The sequence below is a fragment of the Pedobacter sp. KLB.chiD genome, assembly GCF_047040275.1.
Taxonomy (GTDB): domain Bacteria; phylum Bacteroidota; class Bacteroidia; order Sphingobacteriales; family Sphingobacteriaceae; genus Pedobacter.
This window is the reverse complement of the sequence record NZ_CP178207.1, coordinates 3819776-3833481: the sequence shown is the minus strand read 5'-3', so window position 1 is coordinate 3833481 and position 13706 is coordinate 3819776. Positions and strand designations below refer to the sequence as shown.

Annotated in this window: 9 protein-coding genes; 8 read left to right on the top strand and 1 reads right to left on the bottom strand. The window is 37.5% G+C overall.

The features are described 5' to 3' along the window. The first annotated feature begins 151 nt into the window (after positions 1–151). From ACK1I8_RS15645 to ACK1I8_RS15610, 8 genes are all read left to right on the top strand, one after another. The gene (locus ACK1I8_RS15645) at positions 152–3772 is read left to right on the top strand and encodes a SusC/RagA family TonB-linked outer membrane protein (RefSeq protein ID WP_412466261.1); all 3621 of its coding nucleotides are present in this window, start codon (positions 152–154) and stop codon (positions 3770–3772) included. A 10-nt stretch (positions 3773–3782) separates the two neighbouring features. After that, positions 3783–5243 (top strand): RagB/SusD family nutrient uptake outer membrane protein, encoded by a 1461-nt coding sequence (locus ACK1I8_RS15640; protein ID WP_412466260.1) that lies wholly within the window; start codon positions 3783–3785, stop codon positions 5241–5243. Positions 5244–5257: 14 nt separating this feature from the next. Further along, positions 5258–6616, top strand: coding sequence for a putative zinc-binding metallopeptidase (locus ACK1I8_RS15635; protein WP_412466259.1), 1359 nt, complete (start codon positions 5258–5260; stop codon positions 6614–6616). 16 nt (positions 6617–6632) lie between these two features. Continuing rightward, the gene (locus tag ACK1I8_RS15630; protein WP_412466258.1) at positions 6633–7949 is read left to right on the top strand and encodes a DUF4302 domain-containing protein; all 1317 of its coding nucleotides are present in this window, start codon (positions 6633–6635) and stop codon (positions 7947–7949) included. A 103-nt stretch (positions 7950–8052) separates the two neighbouring features. After that, the gene (locus ACK1I8_RS15625; protein ID WP_412466257.1) at positions 8053–8325 is read left to right on the top strand and encodes a hypothetical protein; all 273 of its coding nucleotides are present in this window, start codon (positions 8053–8055) and stop codon (positions 8323–8325) included. Between the two features lie 4 nt (positions 8326–8329). Beyond that, on the top strand, positions 8330–8740 hold the full coding sequence (locus ACK1I8_RS15620; protein WP_412466256.1) for a DUF983 domain-containing protein: 411 nt from the start codon (positions 8330–8332) through the stop codon (positions 8738–8740). Between the two features lie 93 nt (positions 8741–8833). After that, positions 8834–9499: a DUF2461 domain-containing protein gene (locus ACK1I8_RS15615; protein WP_412466255.1), complete on the top strand. Its 666-nt coding sequence runs from the start codon at positions 8834–8836 to the stop codon at positions 9497–9499. Positions 9500–9646: 147 nt separating this feature from the next. Beyond that, on the top strand, positions 9647–10486 hold the full coding sequence (locus ACK1I8_RS15610) for an OmpA family protein (RefSeq protein WP_412466254.1): 840 nt from the start codon (positions 9647–9649) through the stop codon (positions 10484–10486). A 568-nt stretch (positions 10487–11054) separates the two neighbouring features. On the opposite strand, the gene ACK1I8_RS15605 is transcribed toward ACK1I8_RS15610, so the two are convergent. After that, positions 11055–13646 carry a hypothetical protein gene (locus ACK1I8_RS15605; protein ID WP_412466253.1) on the bottom strand — a complete coding sequence of 864 codons (2592 nt, stop codon included), beginning with the start codon at positions 13644–13646 and terminating at the stop codon, positions 11055–11057. Between the last annotated feature and the right edge of the window lie 60 nt (positions 13647–13706).

The following is a 13706-nucleotide window of genomic DNA, read 5'->3' as shown; positions in this document are numbered from 1 at the left end:
TAAAAATCAATTATTTCTTGGATAACCCGCGAAACGCAATTATGCGTCCAAACTTCATTGCGCTTCGCACAAAAAAACAGACTATTAAATGTACAAAATTTATATTGAAATTTTATGTACGCATCGACGCTACATACCTAAATTGCTACTCATGATGAAGTTAATTACGGTTGTTCTGCTGGCCTCGTTAATGCAGGTAAGTGCAGCTTCATTCGGACAATTGGTTACATTGAAAGAAAAAAATGTAACATTAGAAAGAGTTTTTAAAGAGATAAGGAGACAATCGGGTTATGATGTTCTTTTATCTACCAACAAAATTAAAACTTCAACCACGTTAAATGTTGATTTTAATAACTCAACCATTGAAGAGGTGATGGGCAAAATTGTTGCAGGTGGAGACCTTAATTATGCTATTGAAGATAAAACGATCCTGATTACATTAAAAGAAAAATCGGTATTCGATAAGATGCTGAGCTATTTTGCTAATGTAAAGGTAACCGGTAAAGTGAGAGATAAAAATGGGGCAGTATTACCAGGAGTAAGTGTAAGAGAAAAAGGAGTTGCCAACGCGGTGTCCACGAGCGGTAATGGAGATTTCACGATCTCAGTTAAAGAAGGTGCTACCTTGGTTTTTAGCTATATTGGATATAAAACAATTGAGGTTGAGGTAGGAACGAAAACAACTATTAATGTTACTTTAGAGGAAGATGCAGCTCAACTTAAAGAAGTAAACGTTGTATCAACAGGTTATCAGGATCTGAATAAAAAGCTTTTCACTGGAGCAGCAACTTCTTTAAAAGCATCAGATGTAAAACGAGATGGTATTACCGATGTAAGCCGGATGCTTGAAGGAAGGGTAGCCGGCGTTTCGGTACAAAACGTTTCAGGAACATTTGGAGCCGCACCTAAAATCCGTGTACGTGGTGCTACCTCGATTTCGGGCGACAACAAACCTTTATGGGTGGTAGATGGTATCATCTTAGAGGATGTGGTAAACATTTCTAACGAACAATTATCAACTGGAGATCCGTCAACTTTAGTTGGATCATCAGTAGCAGGATTAAACCCTGATGATATCGAAAGTTTCAATATTTTAAAGGATGCAGCGGCAACGGCACAGTATGGAGCGAGGGCAATGAACGGTGTTGTTATTATTACCACCAAAAAAGGTAGAAATACAGATGGTAAACCAGTTTTCTCCTATACCGGGAACTTTTCAAGTTACATGAAACCTTCTTACAATAACTTTGATATCCTTAATTCGGCTGACCAGATGAATGTTTATCTGGAAATGCAGAATAAAGGTTGGTTAAATCACTCCAGCTCTTCACGCAGTGCCAATGGTGGGGTTTTTACCAAAATGTACAATCAAATGTATATTTATGATTCTGCAACCGGTACTTACGCTTTAAGAAATGATGCGCAGAGTCAGAAGCAATTTTTGCAGCGTTATGCTGATACGAATACGGATTGGTTTGATATTTTGTTTAAACAATCTTTCATGCAGGAACACTCATTAAGTGTGTCTAGTGGAACGCAAAAATCTAAATTTTATGCGTCAACAAGTTATCTTCAGGACAATGGTTGGACTGTTGGAGATAATGTAAAGCGTTTTACAGGAAATGTCAGGGGTAATTTCGAAATCAGCGATAAATTAAGTTTAGAGTTGATTACCCAGGGTTCTATCCGTGATCAAAAAGCACCAGGTACGTTAGGTAGAAACGGAAACCCGGTGTATGGTACATACGACCGTGATTTTGATATCAATCCATTTAGTTATGCACTCAATACAAGCCGTACCCTAACCGCTTATGATGCAAATGGTAACCGAGAGTTTTTTACCCAAAACTATGCACCTTTCAATATCTTAAACGAGCTGGAAAACAATACGCTGGAATTAAATTTAATAGATTTTAAAGTACAGGGTGGTTTAAAATATAAAATTACAAAAGACTTAAAATATGCTTTTGACGGTGCTTATCGTTATGCAAAAACAAGTCAGGAACATAAAATTACCGAAAACTCTAATATGGCCCAGGCTTACCGTGCTGGTATAAGCCTAAATGATGCCACCATCAGGGGAAATAACAAATTTTTATACCGCAATCCGGATGATCCCAATGCACTGCCCGTTTCTGTTCTACCTTACGGCGGTTTCTATAAAACAAATGACGATAATATTGTAAATTACTATGTACGTAATAGTTTAGAATATGATAAGACGTTTAATGAAGATCATTTGGTAAACTTTTTCGCCACGCAGGAAATGCGCTATATCGACCGTCAGAACAAAATATTTGATGGCTACGGTTATCAGTATGATAAAGGTGGAGTTCCATTTATTGATCCTAACATTGTAAAATCGAATGTAGAAAGTGGTTTTAACTACTACAGCATGGGCTATCGCTATGAACGTTATTTAAACTATTCATTGAGAGCAGCCTACTCATACAAAGGTAAATATAGTATCAATGCTACAGGCCGTTACGATGGTTCTAACTTATTGGGAGAATCGCCAACTGCAAGATGGTTACCAACCTGGAACGTTTCGGGAGCCTGGAACATCGATACCGAAAAATTCATGCAGGGTGAAAGGGTCAAGAAAATTATAAACCGTGCTACGCTGCGCGCTACTTATGGTTTAGTGGCAAGCATGGGTTCGGCAACTAATTCAAGTCTGGTTTTACAAAGCATGGGTACACGCCGACCTTATCTTGGAGAAAAAGAAACTAAACTTTACATATCAGGTTTAGAAAATTCTGAGCTTACTTTCGAGAAACTGAATGAGTTGAACGTAGGTTTAGATTTGGGTTTGTTTGATGAAAAGTTAACCTTAACCGTTGATGCTTACAAAAGAAAGAGTTTTGATTTGATCGGAGCTTTCAGAAATGGTGGTATAGGCGGTGAAGCTGTTAAATTTGCCAATTATGCCGATATGAAATCTGATGGTATAGAGGCTTCTTTGGGGGCAAAGGTTTTGAAAGCCAGAGATTTTAACTGGTCAACACAGCTTATTTTCGGATTCAACAAAAATAAGATTACCAATCTTAAAAATCAGCCAACTATTTTTGGTTTAATTGGTGCAGATGGTGGTCCTTTAGAGGGTTATGCGCAACGTGGTTTATTCTCTCTTGATTTTCAGGGTTTAGATCCAAAAAACGGTTCACCTAGGTTTATTAATGACGAGGGCGAGGTTAGCGGCGATGTTTATTTACAGAGCGATGTGGTTAAATACCTTAAATATGAGGGGCCTGTAGATCCAAAATATACCGGAGGTTTTTCTAATACCTTTAAATACAAGGACTTTACATTATCTGCACTCATCACTTTTGCTGCCGGTAACAAAGTTCGCTTATCCCCATCTTTCAAAACCAGCTATAGTGATCTTGATGCTATGCCAAAAGCATTCTTAAGCCGTTGGGAAATGCAGGGTGATGAACTGAAAACCAACGTTCCATCTATATTAGATGTTTTAGAAGCACAGGCTTTTGGTAGCAACTATGCTTACAATAACTATAATTATTCAACGGAGCGTGTTGCAGATGGTGGTTTTGTGCGGATGAAACAGATTATTTTAAGTTATAACATACCAGCTAAGTATACAAAGAAACTTGGCTTAACAAATTCATCGATCAGTGCCGTTGGAAACAACTTATTCCTGATCTATTCTGACAAAAAATTAAATGGTCAGGATCCTGAGTTTTTTGGGTCTGGAGGTGTGGCATTGCCAATTCCACGTCAATTTACTTTATCATTAAAAGTTGGATTCTAAATTTTATATCATGAAAAAATTATATATATCAATCTTTGCATTGGCGCTCATCTCCACTTCAGGATGTAAAAAGTTTTTGGAGAAAGCACCTGATCAGAGAACACAATTAAATACTGTAGAAAAAGTTGCAGAACTGCTCACCAGTGCCTATCCAGAAGCAAATTATATTCCTTTTACTGAAACTTCTTCTGATAATGTAGAAGATAAAGGACCGGGGATCGGCAACGAATCACGTACCATTACACAGCCCTATTATTGGTTGGATAATGATGATAACGATACTGATACTCCAACGTATTACTGGAATTCGGCTTATGAGGCCATAGCAGCGGCAAACGCAGCACTTGAAGCGATAAATACCCATAACTTTGGTAATGCTGCTCTGCCGTACAAAGGAGAGGCCTTGCTGGCCAGAGCGTATGCACATTTTATGCTGGTGAATCTTTTTTCTAAAGTTTATGATCCTGCTACCAGTAACGATTCGCCAGGAATTCCGTATATGACTGATCCTGAAAAGGTTGTGGTTGGTCAATATAGCAGAGGTACTGTTGCCTCTGTATATGCTAGCATTGAGAAAGATCTGTTAGAAGGACTGCCTCTTATTAAAAACTCATCTTATAGAATACAAAAATACCATTTTAATGTGGCAGCAGCTAACGCATTTGCCGCTAGGTTTTATCTTTTGAAAAAGAATTATGAGAAAGTAATTGAATATGCAAGTGCAGTTTCGCCTGGAAATTCATTTGCTACTATTTTAAGGCCTTGGAATACCAGATACAATACCTATACATTGGATGAAATGTATGTATATTTTACGCAGGCATCTGAACCTTCAACTTTGCTTTTGATAGAAACTGCATCATCATGGGCAAGAACACGTACCCCACGTTATGGTTATGGCCAGGTGATCAATAATGAAGTTTTCACGCCTAATGTAACAGGAGCACGCTGGTGTTATAAATCAGCATATTATGGTCAGCCACATTACAGTATGCTAAAGTGGAATGAGTACTTTGTGAAAACCAGTCCTAATGCCACTATTGGTTTTCCCTATACAATTGTACCTGTGTTAACGGCTGATGAGACCTTGTTAAACAGGGCTGAAGCTTATGCTGCTTTAGGACAAAATGCCCTGGCACTTGCTGATTTAAATACGTATTGCAGTACACGTATATTAAACTATAACCCCTCTACACATGCTGTTACTTTAGCTAAAATTGCTGCATATTATGGTATAACAGATCCTAAGGCCGGGCTAATTACTACTGTTTTAGATTTTAAAAAGAAAGAATTTACGCAGGAAGGTTTGAGATGGTTTGATATCCTGAGATATAAATTACCTGTAGAGCACAAAATCTTTGCTGTAAACGGCTCATTTCAGACGATTACACTCGCTGCAGACGATCCCCGTAAATTATTTCAGCTTCCTTCACAAGTTACGCTTTCTGGTGTAGCACAAAATCCAAGATAATTAAGATGATTGTTATGAAAAAAATATTCAATAAGGGGATTGTAGCAATGTGCGCGCTTACAATTCTGGCATCTTGCAAAAGAGAAGGTACATTAAATGCCAATCTAGATGCCATCGATCAGAACATTATTACAAATAAGAATTCTACAGACATTTGGTTGGATCAGAATTTTCTGAATCCATATAATATCGAAACCAAATATAGATTTGACCGTTTTGAGCTTCCATCGGGGAAAAATATTACACCACCGCTGGTAGACCAGGTGGTTCCAGCCATGGAAATGGTACGCGATGTATGGATTAAACCTTACGAAGCAGCTGGTGGGGCAGATTTTATAAAGCGTATTGCACCAAGGCAGTTTGTACTGGCTGGTAGCGCCGAGTATAACAGCAACGGTTCGATTACCTTGGGTACGGCAGAGGGCGGACGTAAAATTGTGCTTTATGTGATCAATTCTTTTGATAAAACCAATATCTCATCCGTGAAGCAAATGATTCAGGTGATACAGCATGAATATACGCATATTCTAAACCAGACCGTCGATTTTACAACTGAGTACCAAACCGTATCACGTGGCGGTTATGAAGCCAACTGGACGCAAAGGCCATTATCTGAAGCCTATTCATTAGGATTTATTACGCAGTATGCAAGGGTATCTCCTGTTGAGGATTTTGCAGAGCAGTCATCAAATATGTTGATGATGGGCAGGGTGCAATACAATAGTATTGTTGCCACCGTACCAGCTGATGCCCAAGTGAAATTAAAGAAAAAAGAACAATATGTTGTTGATTACTTTAAAACCGCATTCAATATTGATTTTTACAAATTACAAAAAGAAGTACAGTTGGCATTGTTTAAAGTTTCTGCACCTGTTTTTTCAAGAATGATTGGTTTAGGTGTGGGTTATACAACACTGTATTCTAACCCATCAACAGATTCAAACCAATCAGCAGAATTTTTGGGGTTATGGAATGCCGCGAAAACGTCAATGACAGCGGGGGGATTTGTTTTGAAAGATTTTGCAATGACATTTAAAGCGAATAACTTGATGACGTTAAGATATACATTTACCAACGCTGCCGGCACTACCACATACTTTGCAGATGCAGATTATAATATGGCCTTAAATACTACAACTGGTGTTACTACATTTACGCTATTGACTACTCAACCAACTGGCACGACTTATTCTAACATGGGTGTAATTAATGCGAGGATGGCTGGTGTAAATAGTTATTTTTCTACAGGGTCGTTCAGGGCAAACTGGATCAATCAGATTATTCCTGGAGAAATTGGCTTTCTGGGTTCATTAGGTGCATTCTATAAAACCACAAATGCCAACTCATACTTTTATGGAACAATGGGCAACTAATTTAAAAGAAACCAACATGAAAAAAATATTATTATATTCATTATTGTCTTTAACCTTATTTGCTGCTTGTAAAAAAGAAGAGGTTTTGGTTGATGGACAAAGACCGGAAGAGCGGATTACGGAAGCAGTAACCAAATATACCAATGCGTTAACAGGAAGTACAACTGGCTGGAAAGCATTTTTATATCCTGATGGCGGTGGCGGTTATTCTTTTTATCTTAACTTCAGTAAAGATAACAAAGTAAGCATGTACGCAGATTTAGATTATGATCCAGCTGAAGAGTCTATGGAATCTACCTATAAAGTTAAAGCGCTTCAAAATCCTACACTGGCATTCGATACTTATAGTTACCTGCATGTATTAGCTGATCCTAACCCTTCTACCTTTGGCGGTACTGCCGGTTGGGGTGTATATTCAGATTTTGAGTTTACTTTCGATAAAATTTCTGGCGATTCCATCATGCTGACGGGTAAATTGCTAAAAAGTAAATTGATTTTAGTAAAAGCCACACAGGCTGAACAAAAATCATATAATGAAAAAGGATTATTGAATTCTATTGTGAGACAGGTAAATTATCTGGATGCCAATCCAAATTTATATATCCAGCTTGATGATTCTGGAACCAGGATTCAAACTTCCTTTGATTACATTAATAAGGTTTTTAGTTTGGTTTGGGAAGAAAACGGAGAGGTACAAACAACTTCTACAGGTTTTGCTTTCACCCTTACCGGGATTGTGCTAAAAGAACCATTGGTTTACAAAGGTAAAAGCATCAGTGAATTCACCTGGGATGCAGCCAAGCAGGTTTATTTTACAACAGTTAATGGAACGCGTATTGAAATCAAAACTTCGGTAACCCCGATCTTACCGTTACATACCATCCTTGGTATTCAATACAGCACCATAGTTGTACCAAATGGAACTACTTATCCAGGTTGGTCAACTGATTTTCAAACCAGAAGAGCCTCAGCTGCAGCGTCAATGCTGGCAGGACCATATAGATTAAGATTGGATAAGATGGCTTTCAAATTTAACGCTATCCAAAAAACCATGGTAGTTACTGTTGATATTTACCAAAATACATCCAGGTTTGTTGCTGATTTTCCATACACGTATACTAAAACAACAGCTGGAGTTTTTAAGTTTACTGCCGGAACACCTACAGGCAATGCTGCTTTGATTATTGGAGATATGGTACCATTAACTACCCAGCGGTTAAATTCAAATAATTTTACCATTGATTATTTTACGCACCCTACTACCGGAGCTTTGCTTGGTCAGTTTAAGAGTGTAGAAAATCCTGGATTTACCTTTACAGGGGCATTGCAATAAAAACAAAAATCGTCCTAACTTAAACCTCACCCTAAAAAGTGAGGTTTTTTTTATGACATAATTTTTAAACCCCTCTATACGTTTATGCTTATATTTGTAAACCATGAAGAAAAAAGCAATTTTTATCCTGTTTGTATTGGTATTTACCTTTGCCATATGCCCCAATGTTAATGCACAATGTTCCATGTGTACCATTAATGCCGAACAGGGTGTAAAAAATGGCAATACACAAACTGCCGGTTTAAACACAGGTGTATTGTATCTTTTGTCTCTTCCTTATTTAATGGCTGTTATTGTTGGCGTGGTGTGGTACAAAAAATACCGTAAAAAGAATATTCAGCTCAACATGAAGAAAGAACCTTTTAATCTAAATTAAAAGTATGTCTGACCAAACGACCTCAAAACTCTATGCCATTGTACATTGTAAATGCCCGCATTGCCGCAGGGGAGATATTTTTACAGGCAGCATGTACGGCTGGAACATTCAGCACACCAAAGAAATCTGCGGACATTGCGCACAGCGGATAGAAATTGAACCGGGTTACTTTTATGCAGCCATGTATGTAAGTTATGCCATGAATGTGATTGAAATGCTTTTGACAAGTTTTCTGACCTATTTAATTTTTGGTCCGCTTACCGATGAAACTTTCTGGCCTTACCTGATTGTGATTTTTACAGGCTGTTTTGTACTGTATCCCTTTAATTACCGTTATTCAAGGATAATATTGCTTCATGTTCTATCGCCAAATATCAAATACAAACCGTATTATGATAAGAAGCAATTGGTTTAGCGGTGAGCGATAAGCGTTTGGCGATGTTTAAACAACGTAAAGGTATGGGCCATTAAACCAATGGCTAGTGAACTAATGACCAATGAACCCTAAATGATGCTAAAAAAAGAAACTCTCCAGTTTATAAAAAACGTAGCGGAAAATAACAACCGCGAATGGTTTGCTGCTAATAAAGAGGTTTACGAAACAGCAAAAGCTGATGTTTTGGCATTGGTAACCATACTCATCCCAGAGCTGGCTAAGGTAGATCCATTGCTTTCAGCAGAGGCAGATCCTAAAAAAAGTCTGTTGCGCATTTATCGCGATGTGCGTTTCAGTAAAAATAAAGATCCTTATAAAAATAATTTCGGTATCTGGTTTTCGGCAAAAAGTAAAGGAGGCAACGAGCCGGGTTATTATCTGCATATCCAACCTGGGAAAAGTTTTCTCGCCGGCGGATACTGGATGCCTGAAGCACCGCATTTAAAATTGATCAGACAGGAGATTGATTATAATATAGATGATTTTAAAGAAATTGTTAACGGAAAAGATTTTAAGAAAAACTTTAAACTGGGCTTTGATAATGCCCTTAAAAATGCGCCGAAAGGCTATGATCCTGCAGACCCAAACATCGAATTTTTAAAGCTGAAAAGCTTCGAAGCCACTCAAAAAATCGATGACGAAGAATTTTTAAAACCAAACCTCGTTAATAAGTTGATAAGTTCTTTTAAAACTGTACAACCTTTAGTTGCATTTTTACGGAATGCGATAGAGCAGTAGACAGTACAGTTGTCAGTTTCCAATAAATAAACCAATTATCAAAATTAATTTACAAGCCTCAATCTTGATACTTGCTACTAGATACTTGCCACTAAATACTTATTACTAGATACTTGCTACTACATACCAACCCTTGAAATTTTAAACATGAAAAACACCTTTCTTGCCTTTGCTATTCTCCTCTTTTTTTCTTCATTAACTTCCTGCGTGGTATTATCTCCTAAAAAGTATAAAGCCTTATTGGGAAGTAAAGACTCACTTTATACCGCGTTTAATGAAAGTTTAATCAAAATCGAAAATCTTGAAAAAGAGGTTTCACAATTGAAAAAGGATACTACGTTAATGGCTGAAGAGCTTCGCGACCTGCAGGATAGTTACAATACCATTGATGCCAACTACAAAAAACTTAAAAACAATTCTTCATCTGAAATTACCAAGTTATCAGGAGATCTGGCTGCCCGCGAGAAACGTTTAAAAGAAGTGGAAGAGGTGCTGCGCAAACGCGATGAAGCCACCAACTCACTCAAAGAAAAACTTCAACAGGCCCTGTTAGGATTTACCAAAAGCGGTTTAACCGTCGAAATCAAAAATGGTAAGGTTTATGTTTCGCTAACCGATAAACTCTTATTCCCGTCGGGAAGTATCATTATTGATGAAAAAGGTAAGCAGGCTTTAACACAGTTGGCCAATGTATTAAAACAACAGCCGGAAATTAATATAGCAGTTGAGGGCCATACCGATAACCAGAAAATAAATAACCTGGGACAAATTAAAGATAACTGGGATTTAAGTGTATTGAGAGCTACTTCTGTGGTACGTTATCTGACAGAAAACGAAAAAGTGGAAAGTGTAAGGATGACGGCTACAGGTAAAGGAGAATTTCAGCCGTTAGGCTCTAACGCAAATGCAGATGGAAGAAGCAAAAACAGAAGGATAGAAATTGTACTTTCGCCTAAACTGGATGAGCTTTATAACTTAATAAAATAGCCATACGCTAACAATGCGGATGCTTCTACGATTTGTGAAGGCTGCAAGCCGGATATAAAAGGCTATTTAGCATGAGGAAATAAGGGGTTAACAGTTTCTGGCAGCTTTAGTCCCGCCATTCGCTTTACTCCGTTGCACTTCGTGTTCGCTGCTGTCGGGTTTAAGAACCAGGGTTTGTGCCCCTTGGAGGAACCTCAAACCGGAATACTTCAGTAGCCACTTAGCCCCCCTGCCCGTTGCAGGCGGGGGTTGAAGCTTTACCCTGCAGCAACGAGGTGCGAGGCAGCGAAGCGTAAAAGCGTAAAACGGGAGGGAAACCTGTTGTTTTGCACAGGCTTTGCGCTCTAAAAAATAATTGTTTTAAGGTAAGGAAATGATGGAGCTTTGGTGCTCGGCACTTTCAGTCCCGCCATTCGCTTACTCCTTTACGCTTCGTGTTCGGCTGCTGTCAGGTCTAGAAACCGGGGGCTCTCCACGCTAAGTGCTCAAAAATAGGATGAAGCCTCGTGTTTTGCAGAGGCTTTGCGCTTCATAAAAAATAGACGTACCTGATTTAATACAATCTCTGTTATAGATTTTGGTGCCGGCGGTAAGATTTTAAAATCTTAAAGGTATGCTCAAATTCCTGGCTGCTGAGGTTAGAATAATCGGGCATAGAGAGTTTATGGGCCGTTAAAAAGTTGAGCAGTTCTTTAATTACGTTTGATACTTCCTCTGATTCTTCGGTATGTTTCAGGATATCGATCTTACTTAATAATAAGGTTATTTCAAACACCTTAAAATTATTCTTTTTAGTAATATCCAAACCTATATTGGTTTCTATAAGTGCTTGTTCATAATGATGGGTGGCATTGTAAAAGTTTGCTTTAAAAACATTAAAGCTGGCTAATATAAAATTGGTATAGTAGGTATAGTCGCTGCTGATAATTTTATTTACGAACTGTATAATGCGCTGCGCTTTTTTAAAATAGTTGAGTTTAATATAGGTTTGCCCTAGGTGAAGCAATAAAAATGGAGAAAATACCGAATGTCTGACATAAAAAATATTCGGATACTTATGCAGTATAGCCATAATAAAACGGTGGCATTCTGCATAACTTTTTTGAGAAAATAAGGCGATTACTACCAATCGGTAAGAAAGTATTTCGGCAGAAGTAATTTCTTCATTTTTCTTTGGTATACTCTGATCGATCTCCTTGCAAAGTTTTATGATTTTATCTTCGAGGCTTTTACTTTCATTGGGTTTGTTATTCAGGCTGTTATAGAAATAAAGGATTAAATCATAGGGGTTGATCGGGAACAGTTCGTTTAATCTTTTATAATGCCTTTTAAGCAGCTGCATGGTGTTGGCTAATGCCACTTTATCTACATCAATAAGATTTACATTGCATTCTATTACATGCAGCATAATCTGGATATCTTCATTCAGTACGTTCTCCGAAATGGTTCGGATAGCTTCTCTGTACAGGTTGCTCATGGTTCTTCCTGTAGCCATAATATCGATAAAATCTATACCAATACTCAACTTATTAAAGTTGCCATTGGGTTTGCTAAGCTCGTACTTCGATACATAACAGATGAAATCGAATGCACCGTTTTTTTCGCGGTTGGAAAATGGCAGTTTAAAAATATTTTTTAAAGCAGCAATTTCGTTGCGGTTGATACAAAATCTGATAGACCAGTTCAAGATATGGTCTCTTTGGGGGCTTTGATCAGGGAAACTTTTTAAGATGTGTTCGAAAAATTGTTTATCAGGCTTGTAGTCAAATTTATCAGTAATTTGTATGAATAGAAAATAGGTGTAAATGTCGTTGTTTAAAAAGCGGACGATCTCTGTAGGAATGCTTGTGCTTAACCTTTTTTCTTCAATGATAATGCCCGCATTCAAAAGTTCTTCGTACGCATCGGGATAACAATTGATGTAGCTGAGGATTTTTTCTTTAGAAACCCTTAACTTCCTGTTGCCTTCTGAAATGCACTCACTTATTTTTTTAAGCAGAAATATCTTTTCGGTACTTTTTTTTGCCAGGAATACGCGTTTTTCTAAAAAATAATTAATCAATTCATAACATAATAAAGGATTATCTAGCTCAAGTTGGTGGTTTTCATCTTTGAGCTTGAAATAAACCTGTAGCCAGAAAGGCGTTTTAAATTGGGTCAAAAGGGGCTGGCTTACATCTGCCCGATTGATAATTTTATTTTCTAAATGGCTTAAAGTGTAGAGTATCTCATCAACATTTAATGGAGGTACGTTACTTAAGGTTTCCTCATCATAAAATAAGCCCGTATACCAGGTTTTAGTTAAAGATGCAGAACCATAAATGGCCGGCTGAAGATTAATCCAGGTATCTGTTCGCAGGCCAAATATGAGTTTAACAAAACTGTTTTCTTCTATGCTGTATAAAAAGTCGATAAATATTTTAAAATAATGGCTTTTGGCTAAATGTTCATCAATGCCATCAACAATGATAATAAAACGGCCCTCCCGCTTTTCAGGATTTTTTTTAAAGAAACTGATTAACTCACTAAGGCTTCCGAATTTGAATTCTCTTAAAAACCAGTCTTTTAAAGTATCGCTGCTTTGGATAATGGTATTAAGACTGGTAGAGTTGATCAATAAAATAATATCGTTTCTGTAAAGGGCATTCTCTGAAAGGAAAAAATACTCTACCATATGGGCTAGCAGTATCGATTTTCCCTGTCCAGGCTGTGCACTTACCGTTGTAAACTGGTAGTTGTTTTTTAAGAAATAATCAAAGTCTGGATAAAAAAAACTTCTGTTGGCGGTGGTATTAAACGGAACACCAGAATTGTTTTTTTTGGCAATTAATGATACTTCTGTAATGGCATGTGCCTTTAGCTTTAAATCCTGCCAGATGCTTTGAGCGGAGCTTGTTTGATTTTCCTTGTCCTTACAAAATGAATCCCAATCGTTATAACCTATATATTGCGAAAGGCTATTTAAGGTAAATAGAGAAAATTTATGTAAGGTGTTTGCAAAGCCAAAAAAACGTTTGATCGTTGTTTCGCTTACATAGTTTTTAGTTTCCTGATAGACGTATTCAGAAATAATCTTGCAATGAGCCGGGTCGATATTTCTCAAACCAGATTTTATGAGGACAAATTTCCGGAGTTCGATAAGGAGATCGTTAGCATTCATGAATTAACAGATGGGATGACTTACGCTAATGTCATCATAATTTAACAATTGAGGAAATCT